Raw genomic sequence first — 19,224 nt, forward strand, 5'->3', positions numbered from 1 at the left:
ATATCTGACGGTACGTCAGTTCAGCGCAGAGCGGGCCTCCTCCGCAAGGGGCGGTACGGCGTGACCGATTCGCAACCGAAACCCGTCTCGACCGAGACCCACTGCGTGTACACGTCATTACGCTCAGCATTCATGGCCATCACCACCCCCCATCAACCCCCCGCTCACCCCGTGTACGTCATCGGGGGCGGCCCCGGCGGCCTCGCCGTAGCCGCCGCCCTGGGCGCGCGGGGCGTCCGGGCCGTCGTCCTGGAGAAGTCCGACGCCGTCGGCGCCTCCTGGCGCGCCCACTACGACCGGCTGCGCCTGCACACCACCCGGCGGCTCTCCGCGCTCCCCGGCCTGAAGATGCCCCGCTCGTTCGGCCGCTGGGTGGCCCGCGCCGACGTCGTGCGCTACCTGGAGAAGTACGCCGAGAAGCACGAGCTGGAGGTCGTGACCGGGGTCGAGGTCTTCCGCGTCGAGCGGGACGGCGCGGACTGGATCCTGCACGCGACGGGCGGGCGGCGGCTCACCGGCCGCGCGGTGGTGGTGGCGACCGGCTACAACCACACCCCGCACGTCCCCGACTGGCCCGGCCGTGACGCGTACGGGGGCGAGCTGAGCCACGCGCGGACCTACCGCAATCCGGGGCCGTACGAGGGCAAGGACGTCCTCGTCGTCGGCGCCGGGAACACCGGCGCCGAGATCGCCGCCGACCTCGCCGAAGGCGGCGCCGCGCGCGTACGGCTCGCGATACGGACCGTCCCGCACATCGTCCGCCGCACCACCGCCGGCTGGCCCGCCCAGCGCACCGGCATCATGGTCCGGCGGCTGCCCGTCGCCCTCGTCGACCGCATGGGCGACCTCGTGGGCCGGATCGCCGTGCCCGACCTCTCGGCCCACGGCCTCCCCCGGCCCACGACCGGCGTCGCCACCCGCCAGCGCGAGGGCGCCGTGCCCGTCCAGGACGTGGGCCTCATCGACGCGGTGCGGGCGGGGAAGGTCGAGGTCGTCGCGGCGGTGGAGGCCTTCGACGGCGGCGAGGTCGTGCTCGCCGACGGCACCCGCGTCGCCCCCGACTCGGTGATCGCCGCGACCGGCTACCGGCGCGCCCTGGAACCCCTCCTCGGCCACCTCGGCGTCCTGGACGACGGCGGGCGCCCGGCGGTCCACGGGGCGCGCTGCCCGCGCGAGGCCCCCGGCCTGTACTTCACCGGGTTCACGAACCCCATCAGCGGCATGTTCCGCGAGCTGGCGATCGACGCGGAGAAGATCGCGCGGCGGATCGCGCGGTCGTCGGCGAAGTGACGGACGGCGCCCGCCCCGGGCGGGGACGGGCGCCGTGCGGTGTCTCCCGGGGGTCAGAACAGGGAGATGCCCTTCCAGCCCCAGCCCGCCTTGATCCTGGGCTTCAGGCCGCCCCGGCCGTCGCCGTCGTACCGCCACAGCACGCCGGCGGCGTCGAGGGCGAGGACGTCGGTGACGCCGTCGCCGGAGAGGTCGCCCGCGCCGGTCAGGGTCAGGCCCTTCCAGCCCCAGCCGATCTTGTCGGCGCCGCCCCGCTCGTAGCGGTAGAGGTCGCCGGACGGGAACAGGCCGAGGTGGTTCTGGTAGCCGCTGTCCGTGAACGCGCCGACGCCCGTGAAACGCTGGCCGGTGTAGCCGGTGCCGACCCGCAGGCGGGCCTGGAGGCCGCCGCGGCCGTCGCCCGCGTACTGCCAGACGGCACCCGCCCCGTCGACGGCGAGGACGTCGGGGAAGCCGTCGGTGTTCAGGTCTCCGACGCCGGTGAGCCTGAAGTCCTTCCAGCCGGTGCCGATCCTCACCTTGGCGCCGAAGGCGCCGCCCACGGTCCCGTCGAGCCGCCAGAGGCCGCCGGTGGCGTCCTGGGCGAGCGCGTCGGGACGGCCGTCGGCGTTGAGGTCGCCGGCGGCGGTGAAGCGCCAGCCCTTCCAGCCCCAGCCGATCTTCTCCCGGGGCTGGAGGCCGCCGGTGCCGGTGCCGTCGTAGCGCCAGAGGACACCCGCGCCGTCCAGGGCGAGGACGTCGGCGCGGCCGTCGCCGCCGTAGTCGTGGCGGAAGGTGCCGTGGGGGTTCCAGCCGCGCGGCGCGATCCAGGAGATGTCGTCGGCGACGGTACCGGGCGCCGAGAGGACCGTGCGGGTGCCGTCGGGCACGGAGGCGCTCCTGACGGCGGCCTGCCCGCCGACGCCGTACGCGATCAGACCGCCGTCCGGGGACCACTCGGCGCCGGCCCCCGCGTACTCGCCCGTGGTCAGCGGGTACTCGCCACCGCCGTCGAGGACGTGGGCGCGCGCGTCCCATGAGAACCCACTCGCAGAGAAGGCGATCTGCTCGCCGTTCGGCGAGAACGCCGGGTACATGCCCGCGGCGATGCGCGTCGGTTCGCCGCCGACACGCGGGTCCCAGAGGTGGACCTCGGAGGCGCTCCTCTGGCCTCGGACGAAGGTGATCCGCCCGTCCCAGGCCACGTCCACCTGGGTGCCCCCGGGGAGGGCGCCGTGGAGACCTCCATCGGCGACGTCGATGAGGTGGATGGAGGGGGAGGTGTAGACATCGGGCCTGAGCGAGGAGCTCGCGTAGAGCTGCCGGCCGTCGGCGGTCCAGTCGAGGCTGTCGAGCGTGCTGTCGGGGTTGTCGAGGTTCGAGCGGATCAGGTGGGTGTTCGTGCCGTCGGCGTTCGCGGTCCAGACGCTGCCGCCGGGGGTGATGAAGGCCAGGCGCAGACCGTCGGGCGAGAAGGTGACGCCACTGATCTTGCTCAGGGGGGGCACGTTCCGGCCGGTGAGCACGAGCGCGCGCCGGTCGGTGCCGTCGGCGTTGACCGTGACGAGGGTGTCGCCGGTGCGGACGCCGTCGACGTACTTGTACTCGGTGAAGGCCACCCGGGGCTTCGGCACGCCCTCGGCGGCCTGCGCCGGGGCCGTCGCGGCCGTGGTGAGCGCTGCGGAGGAGACCAGGACGGCCAGGGCGGCGCCGAGGGCGCGGCGGCGGCCCCGGGGCCGGGTGGAGCGGGTCACATTTCCCCCAGGTAGGAGACTCGGACGCGGTGGATCACGTCGTCCGGAGAGGAGACCGTCCGGACCTTCGAATGGTTGTACGGGGTCGGGGCGCTCGCTCCGGGTGTCTCACATCGGACTCACCGCACCCATTCCTGACTGGCCGTCAGTTCTGTAATCTGACTAAGCGTCAGCTGTATACGGATGGATGAAGGGGCGGGCGGAACACATGCTTGGATCGACTCACGGCACCTTCACCACCGATCTCCGCGCCCGCGTGGTCGCCTGCGGAGAGGCGCCCCCGGTCGTCGTGCACGGCGTCGCCGCCGCACCCGGCGACCAGGACGTCAGCGGACGGCCGCTGCACGCCCTCGTACCCGACCTCGACCGGTTCTTCCGGCCCGAGTCCGTCGCCGTCGTCGGCGCCTCCGACACCGAGGGCCGGCCGAACACCGGGATCACCCGGCAGCTGCTGGCCTGGTCGGAGCGGGTCGGCGCCAGGCTCGTGCCCGTGCACCCGACCCGCACGAGCGTGTTCGGGATCGACTGCGTCCCCTCCGTCGGCGCGCTCGCCGAACCCGTCGACCTCGCCGTCCTCCTCATCGCCGATCCGCTGCCCGTGATCGAGGAGCTGGCCGAGGCGAAGGTGCGGTTCGCCGTGGCGTTCGCGTCCGGCTTCGCCGAGACCGGGGAGGCCGGGGCCGAGGCGCAGGAACGTCTCGGCGAGGCCGTGCGCCGCTCCGGCCTCCGGCTCCTCGGCCCGAACACCAACCTCAACGCCTTCGAGCGCTTCCGCGAGGACCTCGACGGCCCCGCCGTCGCCCTCATCACCCAGTCCGGCCACCAGGGCAGGCCCGTCTTCACCCTCCAGGAGCTCGGCGTCCGCCTCTCGCACTGGGCGCCGACCGGCAACGAGGCCGACCTGGAGACCGCCGACTTCATCTCCTACTTCGCGGGGCGGCCCGAGGTCGGGGCCATCGCCTGTTACGTGGAGGGGCTGAAGGACGGCCGGTCCTTCCTGCTCGCCGCCGACCGGGCCGCGCGCCGGGGAGTGCCGGTCGTCGCCGTGAAGGTCGGCCGGACCGAGACCGGGGCCCGCACGGCCGCCTCGCACACCGGGAAGCTCACCGGCGCCGACCGGGTCGTGGACGCGGCCATGCGCCAGTTCGGGGTGATCCGGGTCGACGGGCTCGACCAGCTCCAGGACACGGCGACGCTGCTCGCCCGCGCGCGCCGGCCGCTCGCGGACGGCGTCGTCGTCTACTCGATCTCCGGCGGTACGGGCGCCCACTTCGCCGACCTGGCCACGGCGGCGGGACTCGCGCTCCCCACCCTCCCGCAGGCCAAGCAGGACGAGCTGCACCAGTGGATACCGGAGTACCTGAGCGTCTCGAACCCCGTCGACAACGGCGGCCACCCGGTCGGCGACTGGCGCGGCCGGAAGATCATCGACGCGATCCTCGCGGACCCGTCGGTCGGGGTCCTGATCTGTCCCATCACCGGCCCCTTCCCGCCCATGAGCGACAAGCTCGCCCAGGACCTGGTCGACGCGGCCGAGGCCACGGACAAGCTGGTCTGCGTGGTCTGGGGCTCACCGGTGGGAACGGAGGACGCGTACCGCTCGACCCTCCTGGGCTCCTCCCGCCTCGCCACCTTCCGCACCTTCGGGAACTGCATCGGGGCCGTCAAGGCCTACCTCGACCACCACCGGTTCACGGCCGGCTACCGCTCCCCCTTCGACGAGGCCCCCCGCACCCCCTCCCCCTCCTTCCGCAAGGCCCAGGCCCTCATGCGGCCCGGCCGGCGGCTCAGCGAGCACGCGGCGAAGCAGCTGCTGCGCGCGTACGGGATACGGGTGCCGCGCGAACAGCTCGTCACCAGCGCGGCGGCGGCCGTCCGGGCCGCGGGGCTGGTCGGCTACCCGGTCGTGATGAAGGCGTCGGGCGCCCAGCTCGCCCACAAGACGGAACTGGGCCTGGTGAAGGTCGGCCTCACCTCCGCCAGCCAGGTACGGGACGCGTACCGCGAACTCACCGACATCGCCCGCTTCGAGTCGATCGACCTCGACGGCGTCCTCGTCTGCCAGATGGTCGGGCGCGGCGTCGAGATGGTCGTCGGCGTCACCCGCGACGCCCTCTTCGGCCCGACCGTGACCGTCGGCCTCGGCGGCGTCCTCGTCGAGGTCCTGAACGACACCGCCGTACGCGTTCCCCCCTTCGGCGAGCACGAGGCCCGCTCCATGCTCGCCGAGCTCCGCGGCCACGCCCTCCTCGACGGCGTCCGCGGCGCACCGCCCGCCGACGTCGACGCCCTCGTCGAAGTCGTCCTCCGCGTCCAGCGCATGGCCCTCGAACTCGACGGCGACCTCGCCGAACTCGACATCAACCCCCTGATGGTGCTGCCCCGCGGCCAGGGCGCTGTCGCCCTCGACGCCCTCGCCGTCTGCCGATAGGAGCCCCGATGTCCGCCGCACCGCACGACTCCGCGCAGGACCGCTCGGAGGGTGCCGCCGCGCGGGACAAGGCCGCACGGGACCTTCCGGACGGCGCCGCGCGGGACAAGGCCGCACGGGACCTTTCGGACGCCGCCGCACAGGACGACGCTCCGCCCGGCCGCCCGGGCAGCGCCGCACAGGACGACGTCCTGCACACCGTGGAGAACGGCGTCTCCTGGATCACCCTCAACCGCCCCGAGGCGATGAACGCGGTCACCTGGGACCAGCGGGAGCGGATCATCGCCCTGCTCGCGGACGCGTCCGCCGACCCGGACGTCCGGGCGGTCGTGGTGACCGCCACCGGCCGCGGCTTCTGCGCCGGGGCCGACCTGCGCGGCGCGCCCGCCGCGGGCGAGCGGGTCGCGGGGGACGTGGCCCGCATGATCCGGCTCGGCGCGCAGCGCTTCATCGGGGCGGTGATGGACTGCGAGAAGCCGGTCGTCGCCGCCGTCAACGGGACCGCGGCGGGCATCGGCGCGCACCTCGCCTTCGCCTGCGACCTGGTGATCGCGGCGGACTCGGCGCGGTTCATCGAGGTGTTCGTACGGCGCGGCCTCGTCCCGGACGGCGGTGGCGCGTACCTCCTCCCCCGATTGGTCGGGCCCCGGCGCGCCAAGGAGCTCATGTTCTTCGGCGACGCGGTGGGGGCCTCCGACGCGAAGGACCTGGGCCTGGTGAACCGGGTCGTCCCGGCGGCCGACCTGGAGAAGACCGCCCGCGAGTGGGCCGAACGCCTCGCCCAGGGCCCCACCCGCGCCCTCGTCCTCACCAAGCAGCTCGTGAACGCCTCCCTGGACTCGGACCGCGTCACCGCGTTCGCGGCGGAGGCGACGGCACAGGAACTCAACATGACGACCAGGGACGCCCAGGAGGGCGTGGCGAGCTTCGTGGAACGCCGGGAGGCGCGGTACGAGGGGCGTTAGCGGAGTGCCCCTCCGAGGGGCGCTCGTCGGAAGCCCCCGGGGCGACGGTCGGACCGTCGCCCCGGGGGCTTCCTCTTCGGTGTCCCGAGGGCTTCCAATCTGACGAACCGTCAGTTTCAATGGACGGTGTGATGGGACACGCGGGGATGGCGGCCACCGTCGTCCGACACCTGAGAGCGGCCGGTTCGCCGACGGCCGTGGAACCACTGCCCCGGCCGGTACTGCGCGCGGTCCGGGAGGACGAACGGCCACCGGTCGACCCGGCGGAGTTCCGCCGCGTCCTGGGGCACTTCGCGAGCGGGGTGACGATCGTGACGGCCGTCGACGGGGAGGGACCGGCCGGCTTCGCCTGCCAGTCGTTCGCCTCCCTGTCGCTCGATCCGCCCCTGGTCGCGTTCATGGTCGCCCGTACGTCGACGACGTGGCCGCGGATCGCGGACGCGGGCGCCTTCTGCGTCAACGTCCTCGGCGCCGGACAGGGCGCCCTGTGCCGGTCCTTCGCCGTCAGCGGCGCGGACAAGTTCGCGGGGGTGGAGTGGGCGCCCGCGCCCGTCACCGGGTCCCCCCGGCTGTCCGGCGCGCCCGCCTGGATCGACTGCACGATCAGCGCCGTCCACACGGGCGGCGACCACCTGATCGTGGTGGGCCGGGTCGACGCCCTGGGCGCGGCCGAGGACGGCGACCCGCTGCTCTTCCACCGGGGACGGTTCGGACGGTTCACCCCTTAGGGGCGTCTTGCCGGACGCGTACGCACCCGAAGGGCCGCACGGTCGCACGGGGTTGTCGGAACCGCCCGCTACGTTGGGCGGATGCCCCAGGCGGAGAGCACGACGGAGCGCATGAGACCGCGGCAGTTCCACGAGGCCGTCGGCGTGGAGGACTGGCGGGTGATGGGCGAAGGCGCGTGCGCGTACTTCCGCACCGGGTCGTTCGCGGCCGGCGCCCGGCTCGTGCAGGCGATCAGCGAGATCCCGGGAGCCGGTGACGACCACCCGGACGTCGACGTGCGGCAGGAGGGCGTGTTCGTACGCCTCGTCACGGTCACCGACGACTACTACGGGCTGACCGGGCGGCACGTCGAGCCGGCCCGGCTGATCTCGGCCGCGGCCCGCGCGCTGGGCGTACCGGCCGACCCGTCCGCCGTGCAGACCGTCCAGGTCACCGTCGACGCCCTCGCCGGTCCCGGCGTGGTGGCGTTCTGGCGTGCCCTGCTCGGCTACCGGGACCGCGCCGGCAACGACGAGGACCTGATCGACCCGCACCGCCGCGGGGCGCCGTTCCACTTCCAGCGGATGGACGCGCCGCGCCCGCAGCGCAACCGGGTCCACGTCGACGTGTGGGTGCCGTACGACCAGGCCGAGGCCCGGATCGCCGCGGCGCTCGCGCCCGGCGGCCGCCTGGTGAGCGACGCCGACGCGCCGTCCGACTGGGTGCTGGCCGACCCCGAGGGGAACGAGGCCTGCGTCGGCGTGGCCGGCCCGCCCGAGCCGGCCGTCGAAGGCCCGTGAACATCCGGTCCGAGAGCGCCTGAGCCCGAGCAGGACCTCAGTCCGGGCCGGACTCCAGGCCGGGCCGGGCCGGGCCGGGCCGGGCCAGAGCCAAGGGGTGTCTTGCTGATTCGGCCTGATCGGCAAGGCGCCCCGTAGGCCGCCGACAGCACCGCGCCGCCCGTCAGACTGCGGCAGGAGAGGGCGACTCCGTCCGGGGGCGCCTGATGACCAGGGCCATCAGGGCCGCCGCCGCACACAGGGCGCCGGAGGCGTACCAGACGACGTCGTAGCTGCCGAAGAGGTCGCGGGCGACACCGCCCGCGAAGGCGACGGCGGCGGCGCCGACCTGGTGCGAGGCGAGGACCCAGCCGAAGACGATCGCGGAGTCCTCCCCGTAGTGCTCACGGCAGAGGGCGATCGTCGGCGGCACCGTGGCGACCCAGTCCAGGCCGTAGAAGACGATGAAGAACAGCATCGGGGGGTGGACGGCGGGGGCGAGGAGCATCGGCAGGAAGAGCAGGGAGACGCCGCGGAGCGCGTAGTAGACGGCGAGCAGGCGGCGGGCCGCGAAGCGGTCGGTGAACCAGCCGGAGGCGATGGTGCCGACGACGTCGAAGACGCCGATGACGGCGAGGAGTCCGGCGGCCGCGGTCACGGGCATGCCGTGGTCGTGGGCGGCGGGCACGAAGTGGGTCTTGACCAGGCCGTTCGTGGAGGCGCCGCAGATCGCGAAGGTGCCGGCGAGGAGCCAGAAGGGGCCGGTGCGGGCCGCCTTGAGCAGGACGCCGACGGCGCGGCGGGCGGCGCCGGTGACGGGTGCGGGCTTCTCGGCGTACTCCCCGCCGTACGGGGCGAGGCCGACGTCGGCGGGGTGGTCGCGGAGCAGCAGCCACACGAAGGGGACGACGGCGAGGGCGGCGAGGGCGACGGTCACGGCGGCGGGGCGCCAGCCGTGGTGTTCGACCAGCCAGGAGAGCAGCGGCAGGAAGACCAGCTGGCCGGAGGCCCCGGCGGCGGTGAGGATGCCGGTGACCAGGCCCCGGCGGGCGGTGAACCAGCGGTTGGTGACGGTGGCGGCGAAGGCGAGGGCCATGGAGCCGCTGCCGAGGCCGACGAGGACGCCCCAGTAGAGGACGAGTTGCCAGGCCGCGGTCATCCACACCGTCAGGAGCGAGCCGACGGCGATGACCGTCAGCGCGACGGCCACGACCCGGCGGATGCCGAACCGGTCCATGAGCGCGGCGGCGAAGGGGGCCGTGAGCCCGTAGAGGGCGAGGTTCACCGAGACGGCGAAGCCGATCGTCCCGCGCGACCAGTCGAACTCGGCGTGCAGCGGCTCGATCAGCAGGCCCGGCAGCGAGGCGAACGCCGCGGCGCCGATGATCGTGACGAAGGTGACCGCCGCGACGAACCAGGCGCGGTGCAGGCGGGGGGCGCGGGCGGGGGCGGGGGGACGGTCGGACGCGGGTCCGGCGGGGCGCTCGGTTGTCTGGGCCATGCCACCGAGCATCCCGTTCGGGCCACCGCCCCCACCATTGGCCCGAACGACATCTTTCCAAAGGATCGGGACACGCCCCGGCCGCTCCCGGAGGCGCCTCCCGAAACGGCCGCACCTTCCGAAGACTCCCCTCCCGAAACGCCCGCGCCTCCCGGAGGCGCCCTCCCTGAACGCCCGCAGCACCTCCTACGCCCGCTCCACGCCCCCTACGCCCGCCCCGCGCCCCTACCCGCCCGCCCTACGCCCGCGGCAGTGTCCTGATCGGGCGTACGGCGAGGAGCGCCGCCACCACGAGGACCGCGATGCCCGCCCCCGTGAGCAGCACCCGCTGGGTGCCGACGGCCACCGCCACCGGGCCCGACAGGGTGCGGCCGACGCCCATCATGAGGAGGGAGCCGGCCACGTCGTAGGCGTGCATGCGGTTGAGGGCCTCCTGCGGGACGTGGGTCTGGACGGCGGTGGACCACATGACCAGCCAGAAGGCGAAGGCGGCGCCGCCGATGAACTGGCCGGCGCCGAGGAGGGCGACGGGTGCGCCGAGGCCGAGCAGGGCGAGGTTCGCGGAGAGGCCGAGGAGGGCGACCGCGCCGGAGGCCAGGGGACGGTCCGGGCGGAGCCGGAGGGCGAGCAGGCCGCCGGCCGCGCTGCCGGCGCCGTTGACGGCCATGAGCACGCCGTACGTCGCCGAGCCGTGGTCCTCGGTGACGAGGCTCGCGGTGAGCGGCACCATGGGGCCGGCGACGGTCAGCCCGTACACCGTCCAGATGGATATGACGCCCCACAGCCAGCTACGGGACCGGAACTCGCGCCAGCCTCCGGCGAGTTCGGCGCCGAGGGAGTCGCGGCGGGCGGAGTCGGAGGGGAGCGGGGCGATGCGCAGCAGGGCGAGGCAGAGGGCGCTGACCGCGAACGTCACGCCGTTGACGGCGAAGACCGCGCCCGCGTTCCGGACCGCGACGAGCAGGCCCGCCGCGGCCGGTCCCGCCATCGTCATGAGGGCTTCGACGACCCGCAGGACGGCGTTGGCGCGCTGCACGTCGGGGGCGATGCGGGGGATGGTGGAGGCGACGCCGGGCTGGAAGAGCGCGGCGCCCGTGCCGGCGGCGACGGAGAGGGCGTAGACCGCCCAGAGCGGGGGGCTGCCGAGGCTGAACGAGACGGCGAGGACGGCGGCGCCGGGCAGCCGCAGGAGGTCGGCGAGGATCATCATGCGGCGGGCGGTGAACCGGTCGGCGAGGACGCCGCCGAAGAGCACGAAGAGCGCGAAGGCGGCCGTCCAGCCGCCGAGCGCGTACCCGACGGTGGAGCCGGGGTGGCCGGCGCCGAGGAGTCCGGCGGCGAAGGCGACCGGGATCATGCCCTCGCCGAAGACGGCGACCGCGCGGGCGACGAAGAAGAGCCGGAAGTTACGGTTCCACAGTGCGGGCGGCTCGGCCGGGGCGGGAATCCGCTCGGCGGCCTCAGACTTGTACGTGTTGTCCGTCACGGACAAGCAGAACTACCGGAAATTGGTCTGGACCACCACTCCTTTTCCTCCGTCGCCCGTCGAAGGGAGCACCCCCGTGCCGCCGCAGCCCGGCCCCACCCCCCACCGCGTCGCCGTCCTCGCGCTGCCCGGGCTCCTGCCCTTCGAGCTCGGCATCCCGCACCGGATCTTCGGCCGCGCCAAGGACACCGAGGGGCGGCACCTGTACGAGATCGTCACCTGCGCCCCGGTCGCGGGCGCCGTCCCCACCGACGCCGACTTCGCCGTGTACGTCGAGCACGGACCGGAGATCCTCGCGACCGCCGACACCGTCGTCGTACCCGCCTCGTACGAGCTGGGGCCCGTCTACGAGGAGGGCAGGCTCACCGGGGAACTGGCCGCCGCGCTCGCGCACATCCGGCCCGGCACCCGGCTCGTCTCCATCTGCACCGGCGGATACGTGCTCGCCGCCGCCGGGTTCCTCGACGGGCGCCCGGCCACCACCCACTGGTCCTCCGCCGCGCACTTCCAGCAGCTCTTCCCGACGGTACGGGTCGACGCGGACGTCCTCTTCGTCGATGACGGCGACGTCCTCACCTCGGCCGGCGTCGCGGCCGGGATCGACCTGTGCCTGCACATCGTGCGCCGCGACCACGGCACGGCCGTCGCCAACGACGTCGCCCGCAGGACCGTCGTACCGCCGCACCGGGACGGCGGCCAGGCCCAGTACATCGAGCGCCCGATCCCCGAGGCGGGCACCCACACCACCACCGCCGCGCGAGCCTGGGCGCTGGCCCACCTCCACGAGCCGATCCAGCTCCGGGACCTGGCCGAGAAGGAGTCGATGAGCGTGCGGACGTTCACCCGCCGCTTCCGCGACGAGGTCGGCATCAGCCCCGGCCAGTGGCTCACCCAGCAGCGCGTCGAACGCGCCCGACACCTCCTGGAGTCCACCGGCCTCCCCGTCGACCGCGTCGCCCAGGACGCCGGCTTCGGCACCGCCCAGTCCCTGCGCGTCCACCTGATGGCCGCGATCGGCGTGACCCCGACCGCCTACCGCCGCACCTTCCGCACCGGCGCCGACGCCGCCTGAACGCCGCCCGCCGCCGCGGTGCGGCGGATCAGCCGCCGTTCCCCCACGGCGCCGGCCCCGGCGAGCAGCACCGTCAGGACCACCCCGCACAGGATCGCCGTCGACGGCGCCACCACCTTGAGCAGCGCGCCCGCGAGGGTGCCGCTGACCGCGTAACCGACGCCCAGCGCCGCGTACATCACCGAGTACCCGGCGGCGAGCGCGGACGGCGGCAGGATCTCCCGCAGGGCGAGGTTCCGGGCCAGGCCCGACGGCGCCTGGAGGAGCCCGGCGGCGACCAGCACCACCGCGATCGCGGCCGTCCACGGCAGTACGGCGACCAGCGCGACGCCCGAGGCCACCGCGAGCACGAGCACCGTCGACTGGGTGGACAGCGACCCCGGCCAGTGACCCCGCAGGCCGTACACGAACCCGCCCGCCGCCGAGCCGACGGAGAACCCGGCGAGCAGCGGCCCCGCCCACCCGATGCCGATCCCCCGCTGTTCGAGCAGGGCGGGCAGCACCAGTTCGGCCAGCGCGAGCAGCGTGAGGCCGGCGGCCCCCAGCACGTACACCGGCCAGGCCCGCAGCAGCATGCGCCGCATCGACGTGCCCTCCTCCTGCGGCTCGGCCGCCCATCCGGCCGGCAGCATCCGCAGCCCCGCCACCGACACGGTCAGCAGCGCCCCCATGAGGAGCAGCGGCACGGCCGGGTCGACGCCGAGCGCGAGCCCGGTCGCCAACGCGGGCGCGGCCGCCCAGATGGCGAAGGTCAGCACCGTCTCCATGCTCATCGCCTGCGTGACGGCCCGCTCCGGTACGAGACTCGTGAGCAGCGCCCGCAGCCCGCCGGGCACGGCGGCGGGTCCGACGCCGGCGAGCAGCGCGAGGGCGCCGAGCACCACCGGATGGGCGCCCGGCACCAGCCCGAGTCCGGCGAACCCGGCGGCGCCGACGGCGAGTCCGGCGGCCAGCTGCGGCCTGGCCCGTTCGGCGTTCATCCGCATCCCGAGGACGGGCGCGCCGACGATCTCCCCGAGCACGTACACCGCCGCGAGCACCGCCCCCAGCGAGTAGCCGCCGGGCCGCTCCCGCACCAGGAACACGACCGCGAGCGGCGCCATGGCGATGGGCAGCCGGCTGGTGACCGTGACCGCCGACCAGGCGAGGACGGGGCGGGTGGCGAGCTCGCGGTAGGACATGGCCGTGACCGTAACCCGGCGACGGTCCTGTCCCCCAGGGGAATTCGGCGGGCCCGCCCCCCTATGCTGCCCCCTCTCATCGCACCCGGGGGGGGACAAGCACATGGAACAGCGGCGCAGAAGCGGAAGACCGGCCAGATCCGGCTGGACCCGGCTGGACCCGGCTGACGGGTTGGCTCGGCCTGTCCTTACGGCTGGGCGCTGGGCCTGACGCTGCTGCTCCGCGACCCGGGCCCCGACCGGCCCCGGTGGATCGAGCTCGGACTGCTCGCGGGGGCGGTCGCCTCCGCGGGCCTGTGGGTGGTGGCCCCCCACAAGGCCCGCCCGTACGTGGGCGGTCCGAGGCCGAAGGCCGGGCGGACCTCGTATCTGCTGCCCCTGTCGCCGGCGTGGTGCACGGCCTTGCTCGGGACGGCGGGGATGACCCAGTGCCTGCTTCCCGACCGGGCGACGGCCGAGTGGGAGCGGGCCCTGGAGCAGGCGGGCGGCGGCCTGCGCGAGGCCACGGTGGTGCGGGTGGTCGGCACCCCCGCCGACACGCGGACAAGCGTCGACGAGGTGACCGTCTACCGGTCCACGATCGTCTTCGCGGTGCCGTTCACCGCCGGCCCCCGGGAGGTCGCCCTCGGCGGGGTGGAGACCATCGGAAAGCCGGAGCCCGGCGCGAAGGAGCGACTGGCCTTCGCGCGGACCGGCCCGACCTCGGTGTCCGCACGGACGCGTCGATCGGGTTCGACGTGGGTTCGGCCTTCGGCTACGTGTGGATCTGGGCGCTCAACGGCTTCGGCGGGGTGTTCATGACCATCGGCATGTACATGGGACCGGAGACCGTGGACGGCGCACGCCGCTACCAGCGGCGCGTCCATCTCCCCTCGCTCGTCGCCTTCGGCCTCGGGGCCGTCGCGCTGTTGCCGTTCCTCTTCGGCTTCCGGGCCGGCGGGACGGCGCTCGCGCTCGGCGTCACCGGCATGCTGACGCCGTGGGCGGGGGAGTGCTGGGCGTGGGCCCGCAGCAACGGGACCCCGCCCTGGCTGATCGAGGACGAGGCCCCGGCCCCCGCACCCTCCGTCCGGCTCAGAAAGTGAGCACTCCCCGGGCCACCTTGCCCTGTTCCGCGTCCTCCACGGCCCGCGCGAAGTCCTCCACGGGGTAGAGGGCGGTGACGAGTTCGTCGAGGAGGAGGCTCCCGGACCGGTAGAGCTCCGCGTACAGCGCGATGTCCTTCTGGGGGCGGGAGGAGCCGTAGCGGCAGCCCAGGATGGACTTGTCGAGGAACATGGCGGCGGGCAGGAACGTCGCCTCGGCCTTGGGCGCGGTCATGCCGAGGAGGATCGCCTGGCCGTGGCGGTCGAGGAGGTCGACGGCGGTGCGGACGAGGCCGGTGTGGCCGACGCACTCGAAGACGTGGTCGGCGCCGGTGGGCAGCACCTCGCGGACGCCGTCCGCGGAGGCGAGGAAGTGGGTGGCGCCGAACCGGCGGGCCACGGACTCCTTGTCGGGGTTGGTGTCGACGGCCACGATCGTGAGCGCGCCGGCGATCCGGGCGCCCTGGATGACGTTGAGCCCGATCCCGCCGGTGCCGATGACGACGACCGTCTCGCCCCGGCCGACCTTCGCGCGGTTGAGCACCGCGCCGACGCCGGTGAGGACGCCGCAGCCCATCAGGGCGGCGGAGGCGAGGGGGATGTCCTTGGGTATCTTCACGGCCTGGACGGCCTTGACGACGGTCCGCTCGGCGAACGACGAGTTCGACGCGAACTGGTAGAGCGGCTGCCCGCCGCGCGAGAACGGCTGCCCCGGCATCCCGATCGCCTTCCGGCACATCGTCGGCCGTCCCCGGTCGCAGTCGGCGCACGCGCCGCAGTTCGCCAGCGTCGACAGGGCCACGTGATCCCCCGGTACGACGTGGGTCACTCCGGCCCCGACCTCCAGGACGACGCCGGCGCCCTCGTGCCCGAGCACCACGGGAGGCGGGAAGGGAATGGTCCCGTCGACCACGGACAGGTCGCTGTGGCAGAGCCCGGCGGCGGCGATCCCGACGAGCACCTCCCCGGCTCCGGGATCCCGCACCTCCAGGTCGTCGACGACCTGGACGGACTTCCCGTCGAAGACGACACCTCTCATGACCCGGTCTCCTTCGTGGCGTTGGGGCGGTCGCCCGCCGCCGCGGCACGGGCCATCTCCTCCAGGCGGGCGAGCATGGGCATGGGGTCGGTGCCGACGGTCCCGGGGAGGAAGTCGGCGATCCGTTCGGGGGTCCAGGCGCCGTCGGCGTATCCGGCGCGGAGTTCGCGCGGCTGGGCCCAGACGGCGATCTTGGGGCCGGCGATCGTGTAGACCTGGCCGGTGATCTTCTCGGCGCGGGCCCGCTCGGAGAGGAGGTAGACGACGAGCGCGGCCACGTCCTCGGGCTCGCCGATCTCCTTCAGCTCCATCGGCACGTTGGCGGACATGCGGGTACGGGCGACGGGCGCGACCGCGTTCGCGGTGACGCCGTACTTGTGGAGGCCGAGCGCCGCCGAGCGGACCAGGGAGATGATCCCGCCCTTGGCCGCCGAGTAGTTGGCCTGCGCCACCGAACCCTGGTGGTTGCCGCTGGTGAACCCGACCAGCGTGCCCGTCCCCTGCTTGCGCATGACGGCCGACGCGGCCCGGAAGACCGTGAACGTGCCCTTCAGATGGGTGGCGACGACGGGGTCCCACTCCTCCTCGGACATGTTGAAGAGCATCCGCTCGCGGAGGATGCCGGCGACGCAGACGACCCCGTCGACGCGCCCGTACTCGGCGAGGGCGACGTCCACGATCCGCTGCCCGCCCGCCATCGTGGAGATGTCGTCGGCGACGGCGACGGCCGAGCCGCCCGCCGCCTCGATCTCCTTCACGACGGCGAGGGCGACCTCGGAGGTCGGCTCGCCGCCCTCGATCGACACCCCGTAGTCGTTGACGACGACCTTCGCGCCCTCCGCCGCGCACGCGAGGGCCACGGCGCGGCCGATGCCCCGCCCCGCGCCCGTCACGGCGACGACCTTGCCAGCCAAGAAGTTCCCCACGCCCGGCCCCTTCCCGCATTTTCTGACGGTCCGTTAGATTCGTTCGTCGTCAGGATTCTACGGTCCGTCAGATACCGGAAAACAAGACCCCGGAGGCCCCGATGTCTCTCCCCGCCGCTTTTCACGAGATCGCCAAGCGCGTCAACAACTGGGGCCGTTGGGGCCGGGACGACGAGATCGGCACCCTCAACCTCGTCACCGACGAGGTCGTGCGCGAGGCCGTCGCCACCGTCCGCACCGGCCACCGCGTGCCCCTCGCCGTCGACCTGAAGCAGGACGGGGTGCAGACCGGGATGATCCCCGGCCGGGTGAACCCGCTGCACGTCATGGTCCAGGTCAACCAGGAGCTCTTCGGCCCCGGCACGGTCGCCACCAGCGACGACGCCGTGACCCTGGGCCTCCAGGCCGGCACCCACTGGGACGCCCTGACCCACGCCTCGCACTCCGGCCGCATTTACAACGGCCGCCCCGCCGCCACCGTCACCCCGCACGGCCGTTCCGAGTTCAGCGGCATCCACACCGCCCGGCACCTCGTGAGCCGCGGGGTCCTCCTGGACGTGGCCGCCGCGAAGGGACTCGACCGGCTGCCCGGCGACCACGCCGTCACCCCGGAGGACCTCGACGAGGCGGCGGAGTTCGGCGGCGTCACGGTCCGGGCCGGTGACATCGTGCTCGTACGGACCGGCCAGATGCAGGTGTACCTGGCCGGGGACAAGCACGGGTACGCCTTCCCGTCACCGGGACTCTCGATCCGTACGCCGGAGTGGTTCCACGCCCGGGACGTCGCGGCCGTCGCCAACGACACGCTCACCTTCGAGATCTTCCCGCCGGAGATCGACGACCTGTGGCTGCCCGTGCACGCCCTCGACCTGGTCGAGATGGGCATGCTCCAGGGGCAGAACTGGAACCTCGAATCCCTGTCCACAGCCTGTGCACAAGAAAGCCGCTACGCCTTCCTGCTCTCCGCCATGCCGGAACCGTTCGTCGGCGGCACGGGCACACCGGTGGCCCCGGTCGCCATCCTCTGAGGCCGTCAACCCGACCGCTCACGGTCGGCGGACACTCAAGCGCCGTGCCGGCACACGGGCGACCGACGTCCAACACCCGTGCTCGGCACACGAGCGGTGGGCACCCAAGGCCCCTGTCGATACACGGGCGGTGGACACTCAAGACCCCTGTCGGCACACGGGCGGTGGGCGTTCAACCCTCCTGCCGGTTCGCGGGCGGCGGCGCGCTCGCGCGCGCCCCGAGCACGGCACGGCGGCCGCCACCCGGCCGCGACCCGCACACGCCGAGGGCACACGGCCCTCGGCTCCCCTCGCCACGAATCGCTCACACCAGAGTGGGCAAAACGCCACGAATCGTCAACAGTGCACCCGGCCGGGCGACACCACGCCCGGCCCGTGCGAGGGGGTCACCGACACCCGGTCCACTTCGCACCAGATGCTCTTGCCGGCGCCTTCCGGCTGCCAGCCCCACCGGTCGGCCAGGCCGTCCACCAGTTCCAGGCCGCGCCCGTTGGTGTCGTCGCCGTGCGCGTGCCGGGGTTGCGGCGGACGGTCGCTCGTGTCGGCCACCTCGACCCGCACCCCACCCCCGGCCGCGAACAGCATCCGCAGCACGGCGGGACACCCCGTGTGCACCACGGCGTTGGTCACCAGCTCGGAGATGATCAGCACCAGCGTGTCGGCCAGCGGCTCGTCATCGCCTATGCCCGAACCGGCGATCCGTGACCGCGCCCACCTCCGGGCCCGCCCGACCTCCGCCGGGTCCGGCCCGACCTCCAACTGCACCTGAAGCACCTGCACCGCTCACACCATCCGAACCGGCGGACACACCTTTACGGAACGTGATTCCCTTGTGGGACAGCATGGTTGACGTACAGTCACCGCAACAAGCGCTTCGGGCATATTCCAGCGCGAAGGAGTACGCATGGTCCATACTGTGCGACGCACGCTGCGGGTAGTCGAACGCCGGGCGCGAGCGGCGGGCATTCCCGGACACGGGGCCACCCCAGGGGCGACACCGGGACGATCCGGGCCAACGCGCACTCGCATCCCACGGAGAGTACCGGAGCCGGAGGCCGACTCCGGGCCGTGACGGCCCCTCCGAAGGACACAACCCGATATCGACGTTCCGTCACCGGTCGGACGCGCGGTGCTACAGGTTCGCCGCCACCACCTCCTCCGCCCGTGCCCCGGTCATCCCGAGCCGCGCCCGCACCCACGCCCTCTTCAGGTGCAGATGCACGTCCGCCTCCCAGGTGAACCCCATCCCGCCGTACACCTGCAGACAGTCCCGCGCGTTCGCCACCGCCGCCTCGTCGGCCAGCAGCTTCGCCCCCGCGATCTCGACCGCGTCCCCGGTCACCGCGGCGGCCCACACCGCCGCCCTGGCCAGCTCGGTCCGCACGAGCATCCCGGCACACAGGTGCTTCACCGCCTGGAACCCCCCGATCACCTGCCCGAACTGCTCCCTCCCCCGCGCGTACGCCACCGCGGTGTCGGTCGTGGCCGCCGCGCTCCCCACCTGCTCGGCGGCGAGCAGGAGGACCCCGTCCGTCGCGCCGGCGCCCGGGTGGCCGGCCACCCGGTGCAGGGGCGTCAGCGGATCCACCGAGCGCACGGCCACGGCGCCCGACACGTCCCCCAGCACCACGTCCGCCTCGGCCAGCCAGGGAACCAGTCCCTCCGACGCGGAGGTCACCACGACGGCTCCCTCCGCCGCCCCCGGCACGACCCCCGCCGCGACGTGCGTGGCGACCAGCGGCCCCGGCAGCAGCACCCTGCCCGCCTCCTCGAAGACGAGCACCGCCTCGGGAAGCCCGAGTCCCACTCCGCCCTCGTCCTCCGGCAGCCGCAGCGAGAAGAACCCGGCGGCGCCGAGCTCCCGCCACAGGCCGCGATCCAGAGCGGCCGCGTCGACGGCCCCCCGCAGCGCCTCCCGGCCGAAGCGGCGCGCCAGCAGTTCGCGTACGCCCCGCCGCAGATCCCGCTGGTCCTCGGTGAGTCGGAAGTCCATGGCGGGG

The 19,224-nt window shown here is 73.9% G+C and carries 16 protein-coding genes; 8 read left to right on the forward strand and 8 right to left on the reverse strand.

Going from position 1 to position 19,224, the window contains the following annotated elements:
- Nucleotides 1–132 precede the first annotated feature (132 nt).
- Nucleotides 133–1,290, forward strand: a complete 1,158-nt coding sequence (locus tag AC067A_RS06785) for a flavin-containing monooxygenase (RefSeq protein WP_478615455.1) — start codon at nucleotides 133–135, stop codon at nucleotides 1,288–1,290.
- 53 nt (nucleotides 1,291–1,343) lie between these two features.
- On the opposite strand, the gene AC067A_RS06790 is transcribed toward AC067A_RS06785, so the two are convergent.
- A complete protein-coding gene (locus AC067A_RS06790; RefSeq protein WP_478615458.1) occupies nucleotides 1,344–3,023 on the reverse strand; it encodes an FG-GAP-like repeat-containing protein in 1,680 nt (559 codons plus the stop codon).
- Nucleotides 3,024–3,231: 208 nt separating this feature from the next.
- On the opposite strand from AC067A_RS06790, the gene AC067A_RS06795 reads away from it, so the two are divergent.
- From AC067A_RS06795 to AC067A_RS06810, 4 genes are all read left to right on the forward strand, one after another.
- A complete protein-coding gene (locus tag AC067A_RS06795; RefSeq protein ID WP_478615460.1) occupies nucleotides 3,232–5,454 on the forward strand; it encodes an acetate--CoA ligase family protein in 2,223 nt (740 codons plus the stop codon).
- Between the two features lie 8 nt (nucleotides 5,455–5,462).
- Entirely contained in the window at nucleotides 5,463–6,419 is a 957-nt protein-coding gene (locus AC067A_RS06800) for an enoyl-CoA hydratase/isomerase family protein (RefSeq protein ID WP_478615463.1), read from the forward strand.
- Nucleotides 6,420–6,550: 131 nt separating this feature from the next.
- Complete coding sequence (locus tag AC067A_RS06805; protein ID WP_478615465.1) at nucleotides 6,551–7,147, forward strand: flavin reductase family protein; 597 nt, start codon at nucleotides 6,551–6,553, stop codon at nucleotides 7,145–7,147.
- Nucleotides 7,148–7,228: 81 nt separating this feature from the next.
- A complete protein-coding gene (locus tag AC067A_RS06810; RefSeq protein ID WP_478615467.1) occupies nucleotides 7,229–7,927 on the forward strand; it encodes a VOC family protein in 699 nt (232 codons plus the stop codon).
- 163 nt (nucleotides 7,928–8,090) lie between these two features.
- On the opposite strand, the gene AC067A_RS06815 is transcribed toward AC067A_RS06810, so the two are convergent.
- Nucleotides 8,091–9,407 (reverse strand): MFS transporter, encoded by a 1,317-nt coding sequence (locus tag AC067A_RS06815; RefSeq protein ID WP_478615470.1) that lies wholly within the window; start codon nucleotides 9,405–9,407, stop codon nucleotides 8,091–8,093.
- A 238-nt stretch (nucleotides 9,408–9,645) separates the two neighbouring features.
- Nucleotides 9,646–10,899, reverse strand: a complete 1,254-nt coding sequence (locus AC067A_RS06820; protein ID WP_478615473.1) for an MFS transporter — start codon at nucleotides 10,897–10,899, stop codon at nucleotides 9,646–9,648.
- Between the two features lie 70 nt (nucleotides 10,900–10,969).
- Here AC067A_RS06820 and AC067A_RS06825 point away from each other — a divergent pair, with 70 nt between their 5' ends.
- Nucleotides 10,970–11,965, forward strand: coding sequence for a GlxA family transcriptional regulator (locus AC067A_RS06825; RefSeq protein WP_478615476.1), 996 nt, complete (start codon nucleotides 10,970–10,972; stop codon nucleotides 11,963–11,965).
- On the opposite strand, the gene AC067A_RS06830 is transcribed toward AC067A_RS06825, so the two are convergent.
- Nucleotides 11,926–13,146 carry an MFS transporter gene (locus AC067A_RS06830; protein WP_478615478.1) on the reverse strand — a complete coding sequence of 407 codons (1,221 nt, stop codon included), beginning with the start codon at nucleotides 13,144–13,146 and terminating at the stop codon, nucleotides 11,926–11,928. The genes AC067A_RS06825 and AC067A_RS06830 overlap by 40 nt on opposite strands.
- Nucleotides 13,147–13,883: 737 nt before the next feature.
- On the opposite strand from AC067A_RS06830, the gene AC067A_RS06835 reads away from it, so the two are divergent.
- Nucleotides 13,884–14,231: a hypothetical protein gene (locus AC067A_RS06835; protein ID WP_478615481.1), complete on the forward strand. Its 348-nt coding sequence runs from the start codon at nucleotides 13,884–13,886 to the stop codon at nucleotides 14,229–14,231.
- Here the strand turns inward: AC067A_RS06835 and AC067A_RS06840 are convergent.
- The gene (locus AC067A_RS06840) at nucleotides 14,221–15,270 is read right to left on the reverse strand and encodes a Zn-dependent alcohol dehydrogenase (protein ID WP_478615483.1); all 1,050 of its coding nucleotides are present in this window, start codon (nucleotides 15,268–15,270) and stop codon (nucleotides 14,221–14,223) included. The two genes, AC067A_RS06835 and AC067A_RS06840, sit on opposite strands and share 11 nt — an antisense overlap.
- A complete protein-coding gene (locus tag AC067A_RS06845) occupies nucleotides 15,267–16,196 on the reverse strand; it encodes an SDR family NAD(P)-dependent oxidoreductase (protein WP_478615485.1) in 930 nt (309 codons plus the stop codon). The genes AC067A_RS06840 and AC067A_RS06845 overlap by 4 nt, the downstream gene beginning before the upstream one ends.
- Before the next feature lie 101 nt (nucleotides 16,197–16,297).
- Here AC067A_RS06845 and AC067A_RS06850 point away from each other — a divergent pair, with 101 nt between their 5' ends.
- Nucleotides 16,298–17,224, forward strand: coding sequence for a cyclase family protein (locus AC067A_RS06850; protein WP_478615488.1), 927 nt, complete (start codon nucleotides 16,298–16,300; stop codon nucleotides 17,222–17,224).
- A gap of 336 nt (nucleotides 17,225–17,560) precedes the next feature.
- On the opposite strand, the gene AC067A_RS06855 is transcribed toward AC067A_RS06850, so the two are convergent.
- Together AC067A_RS06855 and AC067A_RS06860 are read right to left on the reverse strand one after the other, a co-directional pair.
- Nucleotides 17,561–18,004 carry an ATP-binding protein gene (locus AC067A_RS06855; protein WP_478615490.1) on the reverse strand — a complete coding sequence of 148 codons (444 nt, stop codon included), beginning with the start codon at nucleotides 18,002–18,004 and terminating at the stop codon, nucleotides 17,561–17,563.
- 352 nt (nucleotides 18,005–18,356) lie between these two features.
- On the reverse strand, nucleotides 18,357–19,217 hold the full coding sequence (locus tag AC067A_RS06860) for an acyl-CoA dehydrogenase family protein (protein WP_478615493.1): 861 nt from the start codon (nucleotides 19,215–19,217) through the stop codon (nucleotides 18,357–18,359).
- Nucleotides 19,218–19,224 lie beyond the last annotated feature (7 nt).

Source organism: Streptomyces sp. NPDC043176, assembly GCF_056436715.1.